This window comes from Pseudoduganella buxea, from assembly GCF_009720835.1.
Lineage (GTDB): Bacteria > Pseudomonadota > Gammaproteobacteria > Burkholderiales > Burkholderiaceae_D > Rugamonas > Rugamonas buxea.
Map to the genome: position 1 here is coordinate 15,977 of NZ_WNKZ01000019.1, position 22,440 is coordinate 38,416.

General features: G+C 66.9%; 16 protein-coding genes, 1 tRNA gene and 1 pseudogene. 10 read left to right on the top strand and 8 right to left on the bottom strand.

The genetic code is table 11. The features are described 5' to 3' along the window. Positions 1-157: 157 nt before the first annotated feature. The 3 genes from GM672_RS09135 (at position 158) to GM672_RS09145 (ending at position 5,115) form a co-directional block, all read left to right on the top strand. The gene (locus tag GM672_RS09135; protein WP_170299993.1) at positions 158-1,807 is read left to right on the top strand and encodes a M28 family metallopeptidase; all 1,650 of its coding nucleotides are present in this window, start codon (positions 158-160) and stop codon (positions 1,805-1,807) included. A gap of 180 nt (positions 1,808-1,987) precedes the next feature. Then, positions 1,988-3,169 carry a GGDEF domain-containing protein gene (locus GM672_RS09140; protein ID WP_155470219.1) on the top strand — a complete coding sequence of 394 codons (1,182 nt, stop codon included), beginning with the start codon at positions 1,988-1,990 and terminating at the stop codon, positions 3,167-3,169. 113 nt (positions 3,170-3,282) lie between these two features. Beyond that, on the top strand, positions 3,283-5,115 hold the full coding sequence (locus GM672_RS09145) for a tetratricopeptide repeat protein (protein ID WP_229417641.1): 1,833 nt from the start codon (positions 3,283-3,285) through the stop codon (positions 5,113-5,115). Between the two features lie 10 nt (positions 5,116-5,125). Here the strand turns inward: GM672_RS09145 and GM672_RS09150 are convergent, their stop codons facing one another. Then, positions 5,126-5,674: a DUF805 domain-containing protein gene (locus tag GM672_RS09150; RefSeq protein WP_155470220.1), complete on the bottom strand. Its 549-nt coding sequence runs from the start codon at positions 5,672-5,674 to the stop codon at positions 5,126-5,128. Between the two features lie 258 nt (positions 5,675-5,932). On the opposite strand from GM672_RS09150, the gene GM672_RS29725 reads away from it, so the two are divergent. From GM672_RS29725 to GM672_RS09165, 3 genes are all read left to right on the top strand, one after another. Next, complete coding sequence (locus GM672_RS29725) at positions 5,933-8,245, top strand: putative bifunctional diguanylate cyclase/phosphodiesterase (RefSeq protein WP_308807495.1); 2,313 nt, start codon at positions 5,933-5,935, stop codon at positions 8,243-8,245. A 198-nt stretch (positions 8,246-8,443) separates the two neighbouring features. Next, positions 8,444-9,325 (top strand): hypothetical protein, encoded by an 882-nt coding sequence (locus GM672_RS09160; RefSeq protein WP_155470221.1) that lies wholly within the window; start codon positions 8,444-8,446, stop codon positions 9,323-9,325. Between the two features lie 10 nt (positions 9,326-9,335). After that, positions 9,336-10,649, top strand: a complete 1,314-nt coding sequence (locus GM672_RS09165; RefSeq protein WP_155470222.1) for a DUF4785 domain-containing protein — start codon at positions 9,336-9,338, stop codon at positions 10,647-10,649. A 34-nt stretch (positions 10,650-10,683) separates the two neighbouring features. Here the strand turns inward: GM672_RS09165 and GM672_RS09170 are convergent, their stop codons facing one another. Both GM672_RS09170 and GM672_RS09175 read right to left on the bottom strand, forming a co-directional pair. Beyond that, the gene (locus tag GM672_RS09170) at positions 10,684-11,982 is read right to left on the bottom strand and encodes a hypothetical protein (protein ID WP_155470223.1); all 1,299 of its coding nucleotides are present in this window, start codon (positions 11,980-11,982) and stop codon (positions 10,684-10,686) included. Next, positions 11,979-13,085, bottom strand: coding sequence for a mechanosensitive ion channel family protein (locus GM672_RS09175; RefSeq protein ID WP_170299994.1), 1,107 nt, complete (start codon positions 13,083-13,085; stop codon positions 11,979-11,981). The genes GM672_RS09170 and GM672_RS09175 overlap by 4 nt, the downstream gene beginning before the upstream one ends. 174 nt (positions 13,086-13,259) lie before the next feature. Between GM672_RS09175 and GM672_RS09180 the strand changes: the two genes are divergently transcribed. After that, positions 13,260-15,512 (top strand): sugar nucleotide-binding protein, encoded by a 2,253-nt coding sequence (locus GM672_RS09180; RefSeq protein ID WP_229417642.1) that lies wholly within the window; start codon positions 13,260-13,262, stop codon positions 15,510-15,512. Positions 15,513-15,575: 63 nt separating this feature from the next. On the opposite strand, the gene GM672_RS09185 is transcribed toward GM672_RS09180, so the two are convergent. Beyond that, positions 15,576-17,513 carry a hybrid sensor histidine kinase/response regulator gene (locus tag GM672_RS09185; protein WP_155470225.1) on the bottom strand — a complete coding sequence of 646 codons (1,938 nt, stop codon included), beginning with the start codon at positions 17,511-17,513 and terminating at the stop codon, positions 15,576-15,578. Between the two features lie 186 nt (positions 17,514-17,699). Between GM672_RS09185 and GM672_RS09190 the strand changes: the two genes are divergently transcribed. From GM672_RS09190 to GM672_RS09200, 3 genes are all read left to right on the top strand, one after another. Next, positions 17,700-18,626, top strand: coding sequence for a hypothetical protein (locus tag GM672_RS09190; RefSeq protein WP_229427760.1), 927 nt, complete (start codon positions 17,700-17,702; stop codon positions 18,624-18,626). Between the two features lie 61 nt (positions 18,627-18,687). After that, a tRNA-Phe gene (locus tag GM672_RS09195) sits at positions 18,688-18,763 on the top strand. A gap of 131 nt (positions 18,764-18,894) precedes the next feature. Then, positions 18,895-19,473, top strand: coding sequence for an IS1/IS1595 family N-terminal zinc-binding domain-containing protein (locus GM672_RS09200; RefSeq protein ID WP_155470227.1), 579 nt, complete (start codon positions 18,895-18,897; stop codon positions 19,471-19,473). 112 nt (positions 19,474-19,585) lie between these two features. On the opposite strand, the gene GM672_RS09205 is transcribed toward GM672_RS09200, so the two are convergent. The 4 genes and pseudogenes from GM672_RS09205 to GM672_RS09225 all read right to left on the bottom strand — a co-directional run bounded on the left by GM672_RS09205 (position 19,586) and on the right by GM672_RS09225 (position 22,424). Beyond that, the gene (locus tag GM672_RS09205) at positions 19,586-20,323 is read right to left on the bottom strand and encodes a hypothetical protein (protein ID WP_155470228.1); all 738 of its coding nucleotides are present in this window, start codon (positions 20,321-20,323) and stop codon (positions 19,586-19,588) included. A gap of 111 nt (positions 20,324-20,434) precedes the next feature. Then, positions 20,435-20,854: an FxsA family protein gene (locus GM672_RS09210; protein ID WP_170299995.1), complete on the bottom strand. Its 420-nt coding sequence runs from the start codon at positions 20,852-20,854 to the stop codon at positions 20,435-20,437. A 178-nt stretch (positions 20,855-21,032) separates the two neighbouring features. Beyond that, a pseudogene (locus GM672_RS29935) lies at positions 21,033-21,724 on the bottom strand (DUF6448 family protein). A gap of 37 nt (positions 21,725-21,761) precedes the next feature. Next, positions 21,762-22,424 (bottom strand): SCO family protein, encoded by a 663-nt coding sequence (locus GM672_RS09225; RefSeq protein ID WP_155470232.1) that lies wholly within the window; start codon positions 22,422-22,424, stop codon positions 21,762-21,764. Positions 22,425-22,440: the final 16 nt, after the last annotated feature.

The window sequence follows — 22,440 nt, forward strand, 5'->3', positions numbered from 1 at the left end:
CTGCTCCGTGAATTGAGGGCCGGCGGTGCCGGCCGTAAAGCCGCCAGCATAGCAAACCCGCCGGCACCGTAGCCGGAAACTTTGACCTGGCCCGCTGGAAGGAAGATACTAGGCAACGTTGCATTCCAGTACTCATCATCCCATAAGGAGATTGTCAGTGAAGAAAGTCATGCTGGTCACCCTGCTGGCCGCCGCGTTCGCCGCGCAGGCGCAAACCGCCCCGCAATTCGATCCGCAGCGCCTGTCGCAACATGTCAAGGTGCTGTCGTCCGACGCCTTCGAGGGCCGCGGTCCGAACACGGCTGGCGAAACGAAGACGGTGGAATACCTGATCGAACAGTTCAAGGCGGCCGGCTTGCAGCCAGGTGGCGACCTCGTCAAGGGCCAGCGCAGCTGGACACAGGATGTGCCGCTGGGCCGCTTCGAGATCAAGGGCCCGGTGAAGCTGACGCTCAATGACGGCAAGAAAACCGAATCGTTCACGCAGGGCGAGCAGCTGGCCGTGCGCGCGGCCATGAACGGCAGCAAGGTCGTCGACTTCAAGAACGCGCCGCTGGTCTTCGTCGGCTACGGCACGACGGCGCCGGAACGGCAGTGGGACGACTTCAAGGGCGTCGACCTGAAAGGCAAGCTGGCGGTCGTCCTGATCAACGATGCCGATTTCGAGACGGGCCAGGGTGAATTCGGCGGCAAGGCCATGACCTACTACGGCCGCTGGATCTATAAATATGAAGAGATGGCGCGGCGCGGCGCGCTGGGCACCCTGATCGTGCACGAAACGGCGCCCGCTTCCTACGGCTGGGCCACGGTGAAGAACTCGAACACGAACGTCATGTACGACATCGTGCGCAAGGACCCGCGCGCGGCCCATGCGCCGATGGAAGCGTGGATCCAGCGCGACGTCACGGTGGACCTGTTCAAGCGCGCCGGCCTGGACTTCGACGCGCTGAAGAAGCAGGCCCAGGGCCGCGACTTCAAGCCCGTCGTCCTGAAGGGCATCACCCTGTCGGCCCACTACGCCGTCGATGCCCAGGTGATCAAGTCGAAGAACGTGGCGGCGCGCGTGGAAGGCAGCGAGCGCCCGAACGAGACCGTCATCTACAGCGGCCACTGGGATCACCTGGGCGTGGGCCTGCCGGACGCCAAGGGCGACAAGATCTACAACGGCGCCATCGACAACGGCACCGGCATCGCCGCCCTGCTGGAACTGGCGCGCGCCTACGGCAAGGCACCAAAGCCGAAGCGCAGTGTGGCCTTCCTGGCCGTCACGGCCGAGGAAAAGGGCCTGCTGGGCTCCGAGTACTACGCCGCCAATCCCCTGTACCCGCTGGAGAGCACGGTGGGCGTCATCAATATGGATGCACTGAGCCCTTACGGTCCGGCCCGCAACTTCACCATTTCCGGCAGCGCCAAGCTGGACCTGCTGGACCAGCTGGTGGCCAAGGCGAAACAGTACGACATGACCTACGCGCCCGACCCGAAACCGGAAGCGGGCCACTTCTTCCGCTCCGACCACTTCCCGTTCGCCAAGCGGGGCGTGCCGGCCATTTCCTACGGCTCCGGCGAGGACTGGGTCGACGGCGGCAAGGCGGCCGGCGCCAAGGCCGAGGAAACCTATGTGACCGACAGCTACCACCAGCCGTCGGACGAGTGGAAGGCAACGTGGCCGTTCACGGGCATGGCGCGCGACCTGGGCATGCTGTACAGCCTGGGCCGCGACCTGGCGGACGGCGGCGCGTGGCCGAACTGGTCGAAGGACGCCGAGTTCCGTGCGGTGCGCGACCAGACGGCGGGCAAGCGCAATTAAAGCTGTTGCGGGCGCCACGGTGCATCATTCACGCACCACGCTGGTGCGTGCGTGGCGCCTGCACGACAGCGCATCCGTCAACTTGCGGCCCGGGCGATCATCGTGACAAAGTGTGAGCATTAAGGCAGCAACTTGACCTTATACTCTTGTGCTCCAATGAAAGATTGAGCGCAAGGAAATATGGATGCCCTGACCTTGATTGTCGCTTCAGGCATGGCCGCGACCATCATGGCCGCCGCCATGGCGATGCTGTATCGCGCCAGTTCCGGCGCGGCCGGCCTGCTCGACTGGTCGCTGGCGGGGCTGCTGTTCCTGGCATCGAATATCGTTGCCTTCGGGGCCGTCGTCTCGGGCCGTCATGAAATCCTCATACCCGCCGTCGGCAACGCGCTGTACGTGGCGGGGCACTTCGCCATCGGCGCCGGCTTGCGGCGTCACCTGGGACTGCCTCCCCGCTACGGCGTGCTGGCCGGCATTGCCGTCCTCGTCGCCGCCCTGCACTGGCTGCCGTTTGCCCAGCAGGCCGTGGCCAACCGGCTGATGCTGTTCACGCCCATTATCGTCGCCATCAACTTCAGCGTCGTGCGCCTGCTGTGGCGCATGCCGGCGGGCCCGGCCCGCGCCGCCTATATGCCGCTGCTGTGCCTGGAAGTGCTGTTCATGGCGCAGATGCTGGTGCGGGCCGGCTACCTCGCCATCATGCCCGAAACGACGCTGACCTTCCTCGGCAGCCAGGCCCTGCAGACGGTGGGCTCGCTGTTCGTGCTGCTGTTCCTGATGGTGGCCGGCATGAGCTGCGCGCTGATCGTCATCCGCCACCAGGAGCTGGCACTGCGCAAGGCCTCGCTGACAGACAGCCTGACGGGCTGGCTGAACCGGCGCGCGTTGCACGATCTCGCCAGCCGCGAGTTCGCCCGGGTCGGGCGCGGCGGCCACGCCCTATCCTTCATCGCCTTCGACATCGACCATTTCAAGGCCGTCAACGACCGCCACGGCCACAGCACGGGCGATATCGCGATCCGCCACGTCACGGCCCTGGCCGAGCAGGCGCTGCGCGGCTACGACGCGCTGTTCCGCCTCGGCGGCGAGGAATTCGCCGTGCTCGTCACGGGCCACGGCCCGGGCGAACTGCACGGCATCGCCGAGCGCGTGCGCGACCTGATCGAGCGCACGCCCCTGTACTGCGGGGACAAGTCCATCGCCATGACGGTCAGCATCGGCCTGGCCACCTGCGCGCCGGCCGACACCAGCTGGGAAGACGCGCTGCGCCGCGCCGACGGCGCCCTGTACCAGAGCAAGCGCGAGGGCCGTAACCGCGTCACGCCCTGCCCCATGGTACGGCTGCACGCCGTGGCGGCCTGAAGCAATCAAGCGCGGACTACGCGCTTGATCCGGATCAAACTCTGGATCGAATGCGGTGACAGTGCCCCGCCCATGGATTCCAATCTTCCTGAACCCCAGGCGGGAGATTTTCCATGAAACCAGGCACGCCTCCACCGAAGAAACCCCTGGCCGCCGGCACCCGGCGCCTGCTGCTGATGGCGCTGTTCGCCGCCATCGCCATCGTCGCCGCCCTGGCGGCGGAAGGATTGGCCGCCGGCGCCCCGCCACCGCCCGCGTTCGATCCCCTCGCCGCGCCCGTGTGCGCGCCGGCGCCGGGTGGCCAGGGCATGACGCGCCCGTTGCTGCTGGCGCAGGCGGAAACGGCGCCGTTCCGCACCGAGCGCACCGTGCCCGGCCAGCCGGCCGCCGGCCCACCACCCCTGTACGACAACCTGGGCACGCTGCACATGGCCGTCACCACGGACAGCCCGCGCGCGCAGGCATATTTCGACCAGGGCCTGCGCCTGGCGTTCGCCTTCAACCATGCCGAAGCGGCCCGCGCCTTCCGCGCCGCCCAGCAAGCCGATCCCGCCTGCGCCATGTGCCATTGGGGCGAAGCGCTCGTGCTGGGCCCGAACATCAACGCGCCCATGTTCCCCGATGCCGTGGCGCCGGCCGTGGCCGCCGCGAAACGGGCCGTGCGCCATGCCGCCCGTGCCACGCCGGTGGAACAGGCACTGATCGGGGCCGTGGCGCGGCGCTACGCGGCCCCTCCGCCGGCCGACCGCGGCAAGCTGGACAAGGCGTATGCCACCGCCATGGCCGCCGCCGCCCGCGCCTTCCCCAACGACGACACGGTGCAGGTGCTGTATGCGGAGGCCCTGATGGACGTGTCGCCGTGGAACTACTGGGAACAAGGCGGCAGCCGGCCGCGGCCCGGCACGGCGGAGATGGTGGCGGCGCTGGAACGGGTGCTGCAACGCAATCCTACCCATCCGGGCGCGGCCCATTACTACATCCATGCGGTGGAAGCGTCCACCCAGCCGGACAAGGCGCTGCCGTATGCGCGCGAACTGGCCCGCCAGATGCCCGGTGCAGGCCATATCGTGCACATGCCTTCGCATATCTACTACCGGGTCGGCCTGTACCGCGACGCGCTGGAGTCGAACCAGGCGGCCATTGCGGCGGACGAAGCGTATTTCGCCGGCGCGGCCAGCGATCCCGTCTACCGGGGCGCCTATTATCCCCACAATATCCACTTCGTCATGGTGTCGGCCCTGATGGGCGGCGACGGCCGCACGGCGCTGGACTCTGCCGCCAAGCTGGACCGGTCGCTCAGCCCCGCCCTGGTGAAGGCCTTCGCCATGATGCAGCCCGTCAAGGCGGCGCCCTACTTCTCGCATGTGCAGTTCAGCAGCCCGGAAACCCTGGTGGCATTGCCTGATCCGGGGCCGGACTTCGTGCTGGTGAAAGCCATGTGGCATTACGCCCGCGCCGTTGGCTACGCCCGCAAGGGTGCGGTGGCCGAGGGCATGGGCGAAGTGGCGGCGCTGGCGGCGCTGGAACGGCGCGCCGACTTCAAGCCCCTCACGGAAGCGGGCGTGCCGGCGCCGGACATCGTGCGCACGGCACGCGCCGTCGCCACGGGCAGGCTGGCCGAAGCGCGCGGCAAGCAGCCGGCGGCGCTGCAGGCCTACCAGGAAGCCGTGGACGTGCAGGACAGCCTGCCGTACACGGAGCCGCCGTACTGGTACTACCCGGTGCGCCAGTCACTGGGCGCGGCGCAGCTTCGTGCCGGCCAGCTCGATGCCGCCGAACAGACCTTCCGCGCCTCGCTGGCCCGCACGCCCAGCAACGGCTGGGCGCTGCGGGGGCTGATGGAGGTCTACCGCCAGCGCGGCGATGCGGCGGCGCTGGCGGCGACCCGGAAGCGCTTCGACGGCACATGGCTCGGGCAGGGCCTGCCGGCGCTGTCGCTGCTGTGAACGGTGGCCGTCAGAAGGTCTGGCTGCCGGTCGACGGGCGCACCCGGTAATCGTCGCCGCCCTGCTGATAGCCGCGCATGGCGCCCGCCACCACGACGCCCAGCAGCAGCACGGGCACGATCCACGCCACGATGATGACGCCGCGCGTGTTCGGGGCCGGCCTCGGGCCGAAGGCGTTCGGCCCGCTGTCGCCCTTGCCGAAGACGAGCCACAAGGTGGCGATCACGTTTGCCAGCGGCACCACCAGCAGCACGCTCCACCAGCCGGAACGGCCCATGTCGTTGAAGCGCCGGCGCGCGATGACGAAACTGGCCACCATCATGGCAATGCCGACGACGCCCTGCACCAGGCCCAGCAGCGACGTTGCGCCCAGGCCCGCCACGCCCAGCAGGCCTCCCGACAGGCCCGCCACCAGCAGGACGGCGATGACGGCTGCGCTGCTGTAGGCCAGGTAGCGCACGCGGCCGATGCGGCCGGACCAGGCCAGCAGGCGCGGCAAATATTCGTCATTGCCGCCGCTGGCCGCAGCCGCCGGTTCCTGCACTGTCTGGTATTCCATATAACCCCCCGTTTGGCTTGCGTTGTCCTGCGCGTTGTTCGTCCAGCATTGTGGTCGAAACAGCAAAGATGCGCTGCTGCCATTGAATCACAAGTGCTTCGCTGGGCGCGCGCGATGCGCTGTCTTGCCCCCGCAACGTCGGCGGCGCGGCGCGGCCGGAAATTGATGACTTCGCTTTGAATTGCGCCTATCATGTTTCCATAACGCAATAATACTGCGAAGTTTGCAAGAACCCTCCGTCCATTTCCAAAGACCACCGTGGCTTTCAACGACATCGCGCACTGGCGCAACCAGATCTTCAGTCCCCTGATGTCCGCTGTCGCCGCATTGGGTACCGTCGTCGCCGTTCCCAGCATCGCGCTGGTGATCCACCGCGGCTTCTGGGGCGTGGCCGTGTTCGACATCATCGCCTTCGCGTGGCTGCTGGGCCTGTGGCGGGCGAAAGGCCTGCCCTACCGCGTGCGCGTGATCAACCTGCTGGCGCTGATGTTCGTCATCGGCATCGCCATGATGGTGACGGTGGGCCCCATCAGCCAGGTCTTCCTGCTGGTGCCGCCGATCCTGGGTGCCATCCTGCTGGGCCCGTGGCCGGCGGCGCTGGCGCTGGCCTCCGGCGGCGTGGCCATCCTGACCTTGAGCCTGACGGGCCATGCCCGGCTGTACGTCACGGGCACGCAGGATTACGCGCTGCTGCCGTCGCTGATCCTGACACTGAATTTCCTCTGCATCGGCGCCATGCTGACGTTCTCGTGCAGCATCCTGCTGCAGCGCCTGACCCGTTCGCTGACGGATCTGCGCGACTATGCCGAATCGCTGCAGCAGGGCCGCGGCGAACTGGCCGCCCTGAACGGCGAACTGCGACTGCAGGCCACGGCCATGGCGCGCCTGAGCGAAATGGTGCTGATCGCCGAATCGCGGCCCGGCTCGGCGGCCGAACAGCCGATCATCTTCGCCAACGACGCCTTCCTGCGTCGCACCGGGTACACGCGCGAGGAGCTGGTGGGCCAGAGCATGCGGCTGCTGCATGGCCCCCTGACGGAAGCGCACGAAGTGCAACGCATCGTCGAGGCCATGCGCCGGCTCGAACCGGTGAAGGCCGAGATCATGAATTACACCAAATCCGGCGAGGCCTACCTGGTGGAGATGGAAATGGTGCCCTTCGCCGACGAGGACGGCGCCAACACGCACTGGGTGGTGGTGGGCCACGACATCACGGAGCGCAAGCGCGCGGCCGACGCCATCCACAGCCTGGCCTTCTATGACGTGCTCACGGGCCTGCCGAACCGCCGCCTGCTGATGGACCGGCTGGAACACATGCTGGCGGCGGCCCAGCGCGACGGCCGCTGCGGCGCCGTCATCTTCATCGACCTGGATCACTTCAAGTACATCAACGACGCACGGGGCCACGCCACGGGCGACTCGATGCTGCGCAAGGCAGCGCAGCGCCTGACACGCCTGGTGCGCGTCGACGACACGGTGGCACGCCTGGGCGGCGACGAATTCGTCGTCCTGCTGCCGAACCTGGCGCACGATGTCGAGCAGGCCACCCGCACCGCCTTGACGATGGCCGAACGCATCGGCGAAGCCGTGCGCCAGAGCTTCGAGATCGACGGCCAGTCCTACAATTCCTCGGCCAGCATCGGCGTGGCCATGCTGCCCCGTCCGGGCCAGACCGTGCACGACCTGCTGCGCGAGGCCGATATCGCCATGTACCGCGCCAAGGCGGCCGGGCGCAACGGCGTGGCCCTGTTCGAAGCGACCATGCGCGCCGACGTGGAACGGCGCCTGACGATGGAGCGCGACCTGTCGATGGCGCTGGAAAACGGCGAGCTGCAGATGCACCTGCAACTGCAGGTCAGCCAGGACGAAACCCCGGTGGGCGCCGAGATGCTGATGCGGTGGCGGCGCGCGGACGGCAGCTCGGTGCCGCCGGACGTCTTCATCCCCGTGGCCGAAGCCACCGGCATGATCGTGCCGCTGGGCCGCTGGGCCCTGCACCAGGCCTGCCTGGCCTGGCTGCGCCTCGATGCCATGGGCACGCCGCTGCCGCTGTCGGTCAACGTCAGCCCGTCGCAGTTCCGCCAGCCCGATTTCGTGGCCGAGGTGCGCGCCATCCTGGCCGAAACGGGCGCCCCGGCCGCGCAGCTGATCTTCGAGGTGACGGAAGGCCTGCTGATCGAAAACCTGGACGCCACCATCGAACGCATGCACGAACTGGCGCTGATGGGCATCCGCTTCTCGATCGACGATTTCGGCACCGGCTACTCGAACCTGGCCTACCTGAAGCGCATGCCGCTGTACGAACTGAAGATCGACAAGAGCTTCATCCACGACACGCCGGCCGACGCCAACGGCCGCGCCATCGTGCAGTCGATCCTGGCGATGGCGGGCCACCTGGGCCTGCGCGTGGTGGCCGAGGGCGTCGAGACGCAAGCCCAGGCCACCTTCCTGTCCGAGCACGGCAGCCCCGGCATGCAGGGCTACCTGTTCTCGCGCCCGGCGCCGCTGAACGACGTCATTGCCCTGCTGGGGGAGCGCAATGAAGCCCTGCAGGCGGGCGCCGCGCCCTGAGCGACGACCACGCGCCCGGCCGTCCTGGCCGTGGCGCAATCCATCAAAGCGCTGACGCAAAGCGACAATACGCGCTGCCGCCTTCCCTCTAGTCTCTCCCACCAGCGAACGCCCGCGGCGGCGTCGCGTGTCACGCTGTTGCCGCATCCTCGACGTTTCATTCACCGCGGTTATGCAACCTTATCGGAGAAACAGGAAATGGATCTGAGCAAGTGGAAATTCCTCGGCAACACCGCCGGCGCCCTTGCGCTGGCCCTGGCGACGGCCTTGCCGGCGCAGGCAGGCAATACCGGCGTGGCCTTCGTGCACGGCACCGGGCACCCGACCGATGCAGCCAATGACTACTGGTCGCGCGGCATGATCGATTCGGTGCGCCAGGGCCTGCCCAACCCTTCGCTATATGTCGTCGTCAACTGCGACTTCGACCAGTACATGTGGGCCGCCACGGCGGCCGGCTGCCTGGCCGACCAGCTGCACCGCTTCATCGTCGCCAACGACATCACGGACCTGGTGGTCGAGACGCACTCGAACGGCGGCAACGTGATGCGGTGGATTATGTCGAACCCGACCCAGGACAGCCGCTTCCCCGCCATCATCCGCGCCGTACGCTGGGTCAATGCACTGGCGCCGTCGTCGCTGGGCACGCCGCTGGCCGATGCCGCCATCAGCGGCAATGCCTTCGAATCGTCGGTGGGCTGGCTGCTGGGCTTCAAGTCCGACGCCGTGCGCCAGCAGCAGCTGAGCTGGATGGCCAACTACAACGCCACCATGTTGTACGGCACGGCGGGCCGGCCCGCGCTGCCCAAGCCCTTCTACAGCATCGTCGGCACCGACGTCGACAGCTCGCCCTTCGACACCGACAGCTGGTGCGGCGGCTACCCGGAAAACGTCGGCCTGGAAGTGACGCAGGGCTGGCTGAACAGCTGCTCGGACGGCTTCCTGGAATGCACCAGCCAGTCCGGCGCGGGCTCGCGCTGGTTCTACGACAAGGACCGCACCAACGGCGGCGAACCGCTGTCGCACAACCAGAGCCGGCGCCAGTGCTTCGGCCTGGACGTCATCCTGCGCAACGACCTGTGAGGAACCCGTCATGACCAACCAGACCATGCTGGCCGCCTGCATCGCCGCCGCCCTGCTTTCCCCCTTCGCCGCCCACGCCGACCTGCTGCCGCAGCAGGCCGGCGACCTGGCCCCCGGCGCTCTCGTCGCCGGCCAGGCCGCGCGCACAGTCGCGCCACCCGTCACGCGCGAAGCCGTCTCGTTCAGTTGGCGTTCGCGCGATGCCGTCACGGCGCCGAAGCCCTTTGTCGCCTTGAGCCGTGAAGCCTACTTCACTGTCACGGGCGCCGAGCTGGCGCAAGGCGTGGCGCTGCCTACCACGGCACCGCGCGCCATCGTGCGGCTGCAGCCCGTGGGCGAAGCGTCCGTGCGTGCCAACGAGGCGATCCAGCCGTCGTCGCTGATCATCATCGACGCCAACGGCCGCGCCCTGGCCGCGGGCGAAGGCATCGAGACGATGGTCTCGGCCGACCGCCTGGCCAAGGCCGACCTGCCGTTCGCCGCCGCGACGTCGGCCTTCCGCCTCGGCCTTGACGCCGGCAGCGGACCGCTGCGCCTGCGCGCCAATGGCCTGGCCGACAGCCAGCGCTACCTCGTCAACGTGGTGGAGCCGGACAGCCCGGTGGCGCTGACGATGCAGGCCACGTCGGCGGCCTACCTGCAAGGCCAGCAGCTGACAGTGCTGGCGCAGTTGCAGAACGGCGCCGCCGGCGTCACGCCGGGCCGCGTCGACGCAACCCTGGTATCGCCGGCCGGAAGAAGCCTGCCGCTGGTGTTCAGGCGCGCCGCGGATGGCAGCATGGCCGCCACCGTCACGCTCGACGCGGGCGACGCCGACGAGAGCGGCTTGTGGGAAGTGCAGGCCAACGTGACCGCCACCGTCGACGGCCGGCGTGCGTTGCGCACGTCGCGCTTCGCCGTGGCGGTTGCGGCGCCGACGGCGAAGCTGGCACGCACCACTACCCTGGGCACCGACGGCGACGCCCTGACCGTGCAACTGGGCGTGACGGCGGCCAGCGCCGCGCGCTACGAAGTGCGGGGCGTCCTGTATGGCACCGTGCAGGGCAGGCTGGTGCCGCTGGGCGTGGGCAATGCGGCGAAGTGGATCGAGACGGGCGACGGCAGTATCGCGCTGCCGTTCGGCGCCGACCTGCTGGCCGGCAGCACGGGCCCGTACGAAGTGCGCGACCTGCAACTGCTGGACCAGGGCCGCCGCACCGTGCTGCAGCGCCAGCAACGCGCGCTGGCGATGGACGAGAGCGAGGTGGCGCGGCTGCTGCCGCAGCGTGCCGCCGTGGTGCCACCGACATCGGCCCGCGTGAAGAAAACCGCCAGCGCAGAATAGGAAACTTCGGGGACAGTCCCCGAATTTTCCGAGGCTAGTCGCGCAAGCCGCTGGCCAGCCGGGGCGAGGACAGCAACTGGCGGAACGCGGTCCAGCGCTGGGCCCTGGCCTGGGCCGGGTCGGTGGCCGTCACACGCCGCTCGACCCAGGCTTTCACCAGGTCCTTGCCCAGGTTGTAGTTGATGACATAGCCGCGCAGGCCTTCGTAGAACTGGATGCGCTGGCCGGCCTTTTCCGGCGGGTACAACGCCACGTTCACCAGCCATTCCACCGCCTGCTCGCGCGTGAAGCGTCCTTCCAGGTAGTGCATCGCATTGTCGTTGTCGGCATAGCTCAGTTGCGCCAGCAGCTTTTGCAGGCGGGCGTACTTTTCCGCCAGCGCCGGATCGAGGCCGGCCAGCGGGTACAGCACGTCGCGCTCGAAGGCGATGCGCTCGTCGTCCGGGAAGGCCATTTCGATGCCGTAGTTGGCGCTGCCCTCGGCCACCAGCGACATCGGCGAATACAGTGGATAGACGCTGAACTCGACCCAGTTTCGTTCCTTCACCAGGGCCTGCTCCAGCAGCGCGTTGTAGACGTGGTGACCCGGATAGCCTTCGTGGCAGCCCAGGTCCACGGCGCGCTCGATGTAGATGGGGAACTGGGTGTTAATCTGGATCAGGCTGTGGGCGTCGCCCTTGTACCAGTTGTAGCCGGACCAGGGTTTATTGGTGACGAATTCCAGCACGAAGCTTTCCTTGGCCGGCAGCGGCAGGTACTTCGCCGTGCGTTCGCGGCAGGCGGCGATGGCCGCATCCATCACGGGCTTCAGGCGCTCCTGCGGAATGGCGAAGCGGGCGCGGAAGTCCTGCACGCGCTGGGGCAGCGGACCCTTGCCGGGCACCAGCCGGTCCACCTGGGCCACCAGCTTTTCGTAGTAGGCGCGGTCGTGGTGGGGCGTGACGGCGTCGTACAGCAGGGCCGTCTCTTCGTCGAAGGTGAATTTTTTCCCGTCCAGCATGTCGACGCGGGCCGTCATCGCGCGCAGCTGCTTGCGCAGGAACTCGATGCGCAGCGCATCGTCGGCGTTGGCAGCCTGCTTGTCGGCCAGGTCGGCAATCGCGCCCTGGGCCCCGGTCCGGATCGATGCCAGGCTTTGGCGCTCGCGCGCCGCCTGTTCCTGCAATGCCGGCGGGCCGTAATAGGCGTCGACGTAATCCTTGTCGTGCTGCCCCACGGCCAGCACCAGCTTGCGGTACCGCTCCGCCACGTCCTGCACCGATGCCGCCAGCGCGCCACCCGCCACCAGCATGGCCAGCGCGCCCGCGGCCAATCCTGCCACCCGTTTCCTCATGTTCCCTCCCGCCTGATCGAAGCGGGTGAGTGTAGAGGAGGCGCCGCCTCATTGCAATCGAAGGGATCGCGCACCAGCATGCGCGCCGGGCTGGCAATGGCGATACCCCGCTCCTTCAGGCCGCGCAGCACGGCCAGCAGGATCGACTGCTGCGTGTCCATGAAGACGAAGTAATCCGGGTTCTTGATCCAGTAGATCACTTCGATATTGAGCGACCATTCGCCCAGCTCGCGCAGGTGGGCGCGCTCGAACGATGCCGTCTCTTCATGCTCCTCGACGATCTGCCGGATCATTCCAGGCAGCGCCGCCACCTGCTCCGGATCGCTGGCCGTGTGAAGGCGCAGCAGGAAGGCGGCGCGGCGCGTGAACATGCGCGTCTGGTTGGCGATGCGCGCCTTCAGGATGTCGCCGTTGGCGAAGATGACCTGGTCGCCGCCCAGGCCGCGCAGGCGCGTCGTCTTCAGGCCGATGTATTCGACCGTGCCCAGCTTGTCGTCGACGATGATGAAGTCCCCCACGACAAAGGGCTTGTCCAGCACGATCGACAGCGAGGCCAGCAGGTCGCCCAGGATATTCTGCACGGCCAACGCAACGGCGATACCGCCGATGCCCAGGCTGGCCACGAGGGTCGTGATATTGAAGCCCAGGTTGTCCAGGATCATGAGGACGAACACGACCCAGACGACGAGGCGCAGCAGGAAGTCGATAATGGCAGTGGAGGCGGCGCTGGCCACGCTTTCGCCACCCATTGCCGCCTGCCGGTAGCGCCCGCGCCACGTGCGCACGGCCGTATCGGCCCAGATGGCACCCTGGACCAGCATGGCCGACACGGCCACGCGCCACAGCCACACTTCGTACTTGCGGGGAAATTCCAGCATCAGCGAGCCCAGGTACAGGGCCAGGACGAGGATGAATACCGTGTAGGTGGCGCGCAGCAGGCGCAGGAACCAGTCGTCGACGCGGGTCTCGGTGCGTTCGGCCACCTGGGCCAGCCGATGGACAAGGAGGTATTTCACGACATACAGCAATACCGCGGCGGCGATGGCCACGGCCAGCGCGGTGCCCCATTCCTCGATCGAATTGCCCATGAAAACCAAACGCATGCGTGCCCTCCTGCCTGTCATCAGCAGGCCAGTTTACCGAAGCGGCGGCCACGGCCGCGCACCCATGGCCGCCCTGCCCTGTGCGGCATTGTCTGATGATGCAAGGCAATACGGCGCCCATGTTTTGATTTTTTCGCCATACTTCATCGCTCGTTCGACTAGCTCACCAATAACATGAAAAATGATGACGAAATTCAACACCAGGTGATCGAGCTGTGGGGCGGACTGGAAGGAACGGTCAACCGCGTGCGCGATCAATATTTCAGTCAAATGGACCAGAACGGACACGGCAACCGGATCAGCGATCTCGATCGCTTTGCCGCCTTGGGCATCAAGGCGATCCGCTACCCGGTATTGTGGGAGCTGACAGCGCCGGACGGCATCGCCAATGCCGACTGGACGTGGGCCGACGAGCGCCTGCCGGCCCTGCGCGACCTGGGTGTCGCCCCCATCGTCGGGCTGGTGCACCACGGCAGCGGACCGCGCCACACCAGCCTGGTCGATCCGGAATTCGGACCGCAGCTGGCCGAATACGCCGGCGCCGTGGCGGCGCGCTTCCCCTGGGTCGAGTACTACACGCCCGTCAACGAACCCTGCACCACGGCCCGCTTTGCCGGCCTGTATGGTGTCTGGTACCCGCACGGCAAGAGCGACCTGGTCTTCCTGCAGGCGCTGATCAACCAGTGCAAGGGCGTGGTGCTGTCGATGCGGGCCATCCGCGCCGTCAACCCGAACGCCAAGCTGGTGCAGACGGACGACCTGGGCAAGACCTACAGCACGCCGGAGCTGGCCGACTGGGCCGACTTCTACAACGAGCGGCGCTGGCTGGCCTGGGACCTGTTGTGCGGCACCGTCGACGAGGACCACACGCTGTGGCCTTACATCATGAAAAGCGGCATTCCTGCCGCCGACGTGCTGTGGTTCCGCGACAATCCCTGCCCGCCCGACGTCGTCGGCCTGAATTACTACATCACCAGCGAGCGCTGGCTGGATCACCGGGGCGATCGCTTCCCGGCCCGCTACGTGGGCGAGCATGGCTTCGCCGATATCGAGACGGCGCGCGCGCTGGCCACGCCGACGCCGGGCATCGCCCCGCTGATGGACGAAGTGTGGGAGCGCTACGGCCTGCCGATGGCGATAACGGAAGCCCATATCGACGCCAACCGCGAAGACCAGCTGCGCTGGCTGCACGAAGTATGGAACGCCGCGCATGAAGTGCAGCGCAAGGGCGCCGACGTGCGCGCCGTGACGGTGTGGTCGCTGCTCGGCTCCTACGACTGGAACTGCCTCGTCACCGAATGCCGCGGCTACTACGAGAACGGCGCCTACGACCTGCGCGCGCCGGAACCCCGGCCGACGGCGCTGGCGCGCCTGATGCAGGAACTCTCCAGCGGCCGTGCGCCTTCCAGCCCCGTGCTGCAAGGCCTGGGCTGGTGGCGCCGGCCGGGCCGCTTCCTGTGCCCGCCCGTGGCCACCAGCGCCACCGTGGCGGCCCTGCCGGCCGAACGCCTGGCTGCGCAGCGCACCGTGCAGCCGATCCTGATCAGCGGCGCCACCGGCACCCTGGGCAGCGCCTTCGCCCGCATCTGCGAGGAACGCAACCTGGCCTTCCGCGTGCTGACGCGCCAGGAAATGGACATCGCCGATCCCGCCTCGGTGGAAGCGGCGATCCAGCAGTACAAGCCCTGGGCAATCGTCAACGCCGGCGGCTATGTGCGCGTGCACGACGCGGAACAGGACAGCCAGCGGTGCCTGCGCGAGAACGCGCAAGGCCCCGTCGTGCTGGCGATTGCCTGCGCGCGCCACCAGGTGCGGCTGCTGACGTTCTCCAGCGACCTGGTATTCGACGGCAGCAAGGGCAGCGCCTATGTGGAAAGCGATCCGGTGGCACCGCTCAATGTCTATGGCCAGAGCAAGGCCGAAGCGGAGCGGCGCGTCCTGACCGTCAACCCGGATACGCTGGTGGTGCGCACCAGCGCCTTCTTCGGCCCGTGGGACAAGCACAACTTCGTCACCTTGGTGCTGCAGGCCATGAGCGAAGGGCGCCAGTTCGCGGCGGCCGACGACCTGGTGGTCTCGCCCACCTACGTGCCGGACCTGGTGCAGACCTGCCTGGATCTGATGATCGACCGGGAACGGGGCATCTGGCACCTCAGTAACGGCGAGGCGGTCAGCTGGGCCGAGCTGGCGCGGCGCGTGTGTGCCATGGCCGGCGTGGACTGCTCGGCGCTGATGGCGCAGCCGGCGACGGCGCTGGACTTCCAGGCCGCGCAACCGCGCTTCTCCGCGCTGGCCAGCGAGCGTGGCAACATGATGCCATCGCTGGACGACGCGCTGCAGCGCTACCTGCAGGCCGTGGCCGAAGTGCGCCGCCAGGGCGACACCCATGTCGGCGCCGCGCAGGCTGCGCATTACGGCAGCAGCTGAAGATCGTCCTGGCGCGGCGGCCGCTTAGCCAGTCGCCGCGCCAGTCGTCCCGTTTTCCGGTCGTCAGATTGCCCGCAAGTGCCGCGCCACGTCGGCCAGCCGGTAAGGCTTGCCGATAAAGGCGAACTCCGCGAAGTCCCCTTCGCCATCTTCATGCCGTAGCGCCGCCTGCGGATAGCCCGACGCGATAATGATCTTCATGGCCGGGTGGCGCTTGCGCGCCGCGCGCGCCAGTTCCAGCCCCGTCATCCCGTTCGGCATCATCAGGTCAGTGAACAGCACGTCGATGGTGTCGTCCCGTTCCAGCATGCCCAGCGCCACCACGCCATCGGGCGCCGTCAGCACCTCGTATCCCATCGTCTCGAACAGTTCGCACGCTACCGCCATCACCAGCGGATCGTCTTCGGCGATCAGTACCCGTTCGCTGTGCAGCGGCGGCAGGCCGGCGTCCAGGGGCCCCGCCTCCTCGACGGCGGGAAGGTAGATGCTGATGGCGGTACCCTGTCCCGGCTTCGTGTCGATGACGACGTCGCCGCCCGACTGGGCGATGAAACCGTACACCTGGCTCAGTCCCAGGCCCGTGCCCTTGCCGACGGGTTTCGTCGTGAAGAAGGGCTCGAAGGCACGCGCCAGCACGTCCGGCGGCATGCCGGTTCCGCTGTCGCGTACCGTCAGGCGCACGTACTGGCCCGCCGGAAGTGCCCCGACCTGGCCCGCCGCCAGCACGACGTTGCGCGTTTCCAGCGCCAGGGTGCCACCGTCGGGCATGGCGTCGCGCGCATTGACCACCAGGTTCAGCAGGGCCGCTTCGAAGCGGGCTTCGTCGACCGAGACGCTGGCCAGGCGCGGCGCCATCTCGAACAGGAAGGACACCTGCGGCCCGCCGGCGCGCCGCAGCACGGGTTCGAAGGCGCCGATCAGCGTATTGATCTGGTGCGTGGCGGCGGCCAGGGGCTGCTGGCGGGCGAACGACAGCAGCTGCTGCGTCAGCAATGCGCCACGGTCGATGGCGCGGCGCATGCTGTCCAGGACCCGGGCCGCCGTGCTGCCAGGCTGCTGCGCGTGCAGGATGTCGACGCCGCCCGACAGCACGGCCAGCAGGTTGTTGAAGTCATGGGCGATGCCGCCCGTGAGCTGGCCGATGGCTTCCATCTTCTGCGCCTGGAACAGTGCATTGCGGGTCTGCTCCAGCGATGCGGCCGCCTCGCGCTGGGCCGTGATGTCGCGCGTGATCTTGGCGAAGCCGATCAGGGTGCCGCCTTCGTCGCGGATCGCATCGAGCACGGCATGGGCATAGAAGCGGCTGCCGTCGCGCCGTACGCGCCAGCCCTCGCTCTCGAAGCGGCCTTCGCGCCGTGCCGTCTCCAGCGCGCGTTCGGGCACGCCGCCAGCGCGGTCTTCATCGGTGAAGAAGCGCCGGAAATGGGTGCCGATCACTTCTTCCTGGCCATAGCCCTTGATGCGCTGGGCACCCTGGTTCCAGTTGCTGATTTTCCCTTCGGGCGACAGCATGTACAGCGCATAGTCCGTCACGCCCTGCACCAGCAGGCGGAAGCGCTGTTCGCTCTGGCGCAATTCTTCCTCGGCGTTGCGGCGGTCCGTGATGTCGCGCGTGATCTTGGCATAGCCGACCAGCGCGCCGTCGGGCGTACGGATCGGGTCGATGACGACATTGGCCCAGAAGCGCGTGCCGTCCTTGCGCACGCGCCAGCCCTCGCCTTCGAAGCGCCCTTCCGCGCGCGCCGTCGCCAGCGCCCGCTGAGGCAGGCCGGCAGCGCGGTCGGTGTCGACATAGAAGCGTGAAAAATGCTGCCCGATGATTTCGTCGGCCTGGTAGCCCTTGAAGCGCTGCGCGCCGGCGTTCCAGCTGCTGACATACCCTTCCGGATCGAGCATGTAGATGGCATAGTCGGTGATGCTGGCCACCAGCAGGTCGAAGCGTTGCTCCAGGCCTGTGGCGAGACTGCCCTCGGAGTCCGGCGGTGATGTATCGGTGTTCATGGTGTCCTGTTACCCGGATTCAATTTGTGAAACGATTGTAACGCCATCCGTGCGGAACCCCGGTACGTTACCGGCTACCATGAAGCATCCGAAACTGTGCACGTCCCTGCCATGCCGAGCTGCCTGCCCAGCTGTGCCGTCTTGTTGTGCTGTCTTGCCGCCGGTGCGGCCGCGCAAACCGACGCCGTGCCACAGGTCACGGTGGCGGCCACGCGCGACCCGGTCGACAAGTCCTACCGCAAGATGGTGCGGGGCATGGACCGCTTCGCCCGTCAGTCCGGCGACCTGGCCCCAGGTGCCGCCTTGCGTTTTCGCCTGCTGCCGCGCCTGCCCGATACGCGCATGGAAGGCATCACCCTGACGGTGACGGGCGATACGCTGGCACTGCCCGTCGCCATCGCACCCGACAACAGCTTTACCCTGGAGCGGGACGAACGGGCCTGGCGCGAGGATGCCGCCCTGGTCGCCAACCGCCGCACTGCCAGCATGACGTGGCGGGCCGACGTACGCAGCCCGGGCGTGCCCGAGGGCATGCGCCGGCTGGGCGACCTGCGCCTGGAATGCCTGGTCGGCATGGAAGCGGGCCTGATATCGAACAATGCCCACCTGTTTGCCTGGCTGGCCAACCTGCTGTCCGACCCGGAAGGGGTGTGCAATGCGCCGGACGGCAACTACCTGTTCTTCACGGAGCGCCCCGTGTTCGCCGTCACCTTGCGCGCGGGCGGGCGCAGCCTGGCGTTGCCGCCCCGCTTCCTGTATGCGGGCGGCAACCAGGCGCCGCGCGACCTGCCCTACTGCGATTGCCAGGTACTGCTGGACCGCAGCTACCACGCGCCGATCTGGGACCGCTCCTGGCCGGACGACACCTTGCTGGCGTTCGAGACCATGGACGATCCTCCGGCCGGCCCGCCAGCCCCCGGCATCGAACCGGGGCAGACGCGCGAGCAGGTGCGCGCCATCCTCGGCCAGGGCACGGAAATCGGCTTTCGCAGCGGCATGCAGGCCTGGCTCTACCCGCCCGTGCACGTCCGGCTGCAGCCCGGGCAGCCCCAGGCCCTGGTGCTGTTCGGGCCCGACGGTCGGGTCGTCAAGAGCCGTGCCGGCGGACGCTGAACGGCCCCGGCGCGAAGCCCCTTGGCAAAAGCGAAATCGTCCTGCTATAATTGCGCGCCTTGGCCTGGTAGCTCAGTTGGTAGAGCAGAGGATTGAAAATCCTTGTGTCGGTGGTTCGATTCCGCCCCGGGCCACCAAGAATTGCGCAGTAAAGCAAAAAGCCACCTTCGGGTGGCTTTTTCGTTGGCGCTGTGCCCCGGTCGCAAGGAACTTGTTGGATCGACCATTGTCATACCGTAAGTCGGCATAGGCCGAAGCGGAGGCGAGCATGGGAATCGACGAGTACGCGGCGGTGCGGACGCAATGCCTGGCCTGGCTCACGAGGCTGACCGGCGAGCAGGGCGACGGCCTGCACCAGCTGTTCGAACGTTGTGCCTCGCTGGCCGATTGCCTGGCCCTCACCGAGGAACGGGGCACGCGAATGCGCCGATGCCCGCACTGCGCAGGCGACAAGCTGTACCGTCACGGCATCCTGCATGGGCGGCAGCGCTACCGCGGCCGGCAGTGCCGCAGGTCCTTCAATGCCCTGACCGCTACGCCGCAGGCATTCATCCGCCCGCGCGAGAAATGGCTGCCGTTCCTGCAGTGCATGCTGGGCTCGATGACGGCAGGCGCCGCAGCCGAAACGACCGGCAACCACCGCAGCACGAGCTTCCGCTGGCGCCACCGCTTTCTCGCCATGGCCAAGGACGACCGGCCCAAGCCCCTGAGCGGCATCGTCGAGGCCGGCAAAACATATTTACTCGAATCGCAGAAGGGCTCGCGTCGCCTGACGCGCCCGCCCAGGCGAGCCGCTGCCTGCCCCACTACCTGGGCTGGATCCACGGGCTCGACTGTCGACACCTGAGCACGACGCGGCAGTTTTTACGGGCTGCATTGTTCCCTGCGGGCACCTAGATGCTGTCCGGACAGTTCACTGCGACCGGGTGACAGCGCCTTCTTGTTTCCGGCCCCAGCCTTCAAACGATCAAGCCCTGCCTGATGTAGACCCGCACGCCGTTGAGCGGCGTGCCGGCGACGGTCATCGCATCCTGCAAGACGTTCCATTGCGGGCCCGTGAATGACGAGTGCTCCCTTGCATTGTCGATATCGAATTCCCGGTAGCCACCGATGAGATTATCGCCCGCGTATAACTCAGCACTGCGCACATAGTGGTCGACAATCGACTTTTGATAAGCCTTGGCATTCGGATAGTCCGCCACGCAGTAATACAGGTAATCGACAAACGCCTGGGCCACGAAATCGTTGGCTTGCGTGCAATTGAGCTTCGACACGGGGTTCCTGCTGCGAATGACGAGGTCCGTAATGAGCGAATTCGTCAAGGTCCGCTGTTTCCTGGTTGCGATCAGCCATTTATTTAATACCTTGAAAAAGCCTGCCGCGTGTAGATCCTTGACTTCGGTATTGAATGCGCGCGCGTTGGCGGGCAGCATAAAGGTGCTTACGATGATGGCCTGGTCGACGTTGAATCGTTCCGTCGCCCGTTGCCGTGCTGTTTCCGCTGTCTTGGCAACGTGCTTTCGTGCGAATCGTTCGCTCATGTACGGATAGGTGGCGTCCGCCACGGCCGCGTTGAAGTTCAAGACCGTTGCCGCTTGCGGCGGCACGACCTCGAACAAGATGACGACGGCCATCATTTTTTGAATTTTCGACAACTCGGCGGGCGTTTTGCCGCCGTTGGGGGGGGTGTCGCACATTCGATCCCGCGCCGCCCCCCGAACAGTGTCAAGCGCAAACGCCAACCCTTGCGGCTGGCGTTTTCGTTTCCGATGCCATCGCCGCCTGCTCATGCAGCAGGCGCATCGATCTCATTCCTTCCTTTCCCTGAACTCGCCATCGATCACCAAGTCGTCGGCGCTGTCGGCAGGCTTCTTGCCGGTAAACCTGCCGAAAGAGCGCAGGATGCGATCGAACAGGGCCCGCCGCAACCACGGGAAAGCGAGAAGAAACGCAATCGCGAAACCTGTAAATCCTGCGGCCACATGGTCGCTGTGCGCGAGGAAGTGCACCAGGCACAGTCCAAGCAGGGTGAAGATGAGTGGCCGCCGGGCAGGCTTGGGCAACAGGCCGACAATGCGCACCTTGCCGTTGCTGATCCGGGGAAATCGTGCGAACAGCACGCCGAGCAGCAGCCCTGCGACGAACCGGCCCGTGCCGAGATACTCGGCCAGCACCCCGATGACGAGGAAAGCCGTATAGCTCATCGTGCCGGCCAATATTGCCAGCACCAACAGTGCTACAGCGAGCGACAACTTCGGCGCGCGGATCGCCGTTCGGACTAGAAAACCTAGGATTTGAGTACTCCTGCAAATGGGCGTTGGAAAGCTGGCGCAAATTTTAACAGCACTCTCCCGCGCCGGACGCTTCGTTCCGTGCCGTCGACGGTACGCAACGACCAGCATGCCTTCACGGCGCTTGGTGTGTATCGCGTGCGCCCTCCGGATAGTGGCCGACAGCTGGGCTGGCCGCAGCCTTGTATATTCCGTCGACATAATGGATGTATCGGACATAGGCATCGACATACTCACGGCCCGCATCGACATCGCCAGCAAGGAACGACTTCGCGGCTGTAACCTGACGATAGCGATCGCGCAGGCCCGTGCGCATCTTCTCGTCAAGGAGCCTGAGCAAAGCACTGGGATCGCCCGATCCGAGCGTTTGGTCGGCAGTGGCAATGGCCGGTCCCAGATCCCGGCCGGCAGGCTTCAGGCCAGTGAAAGCAACGCCCTCTCCAGCACGATGGACACGTACCAGGGTTTCGAAAAAATAGGTGTCAGCCAGGCTTCTCGCCGCCGGGCTCAATGTGCGCACCGTCATCGCTTGCTCGAAAGCCTGCGAATCTGGGGTTCGTCGACCTTCCTCACCCAGATCAGCACGGAATTCGGATTACCTGTCGCCAGCGCTTGCCGCGCCGCCGTGACAACGGGCCCGTCGATACCATCGCAATGCGCGCGCGCCGGCTGCACGGCGGTTGCGCCGACGAGGATGGACAGCAGCATGGCGCTGGAGATATGTCGAGTCTTAACCATGAGTCCTCCTGAATATTGCAGGTCAATGCGCCTGCATTCGTTGGACCAGCAGGGGGAGCGATGATTCATGTCCGCCTATGCGACCGGTCAGCAGGTTCGCCCTCGGTCATCCGTGTGGTCCCCCTCCCTGCCGCCCGCCCTCCATCAGCAAGGTCCGGATATCGTTGTAGATCACGTCCGGCATCAGATACGCCGTCGTATAGATTTCGCGCACCTGGCCGCGTGCGTCGATCAGGAACACTTTCACCAGGTGGTTGTAGAGCCGGGTCGGCCGCCCCTGCGCGTCCAGGGTGACCGTTACGTCCTGGCCAAAGGCGTCGACGATGGGGCGCAGGCGGGCGACGTTGCGGGTGGTGAGGAAGTGCCAGCGCAGTGCGCTGGTGGGGGCTGCCAGATTGCCGGCATAGTGCCGCAGCGCGGCCGGCGTGTCGTTGCCGGGGTCGAAGGACAGGCTGACGAGCCGTACGCGCCTGGCCAGGGCGGGGTTGGCCAGCAGGCGCGTGCGCAGGGTCGAGAAGGTATCGAACACGAGCGGGCAGCCGACCGGGTCGACACAATACGTGTACATGAAACTGAGCAGCGTGACCTTGCCGGTGGTGTAGCGGCGCAGCGGCCCGGCGGTGCCTTCCGCGTCCAGCACTTCGCCATCGGCGGCCGGCTGGATGGTCTCCAAGCGGTAGCTACCCGGCGCGGGCGCGGTGAACTGCTGGCGCGGCGGTCCGGCAGCCATTGCGTCCAGTGGCCCGAGGCAGGCCAGCACGCCGAGCATGGCGCGCGCGAGCAGT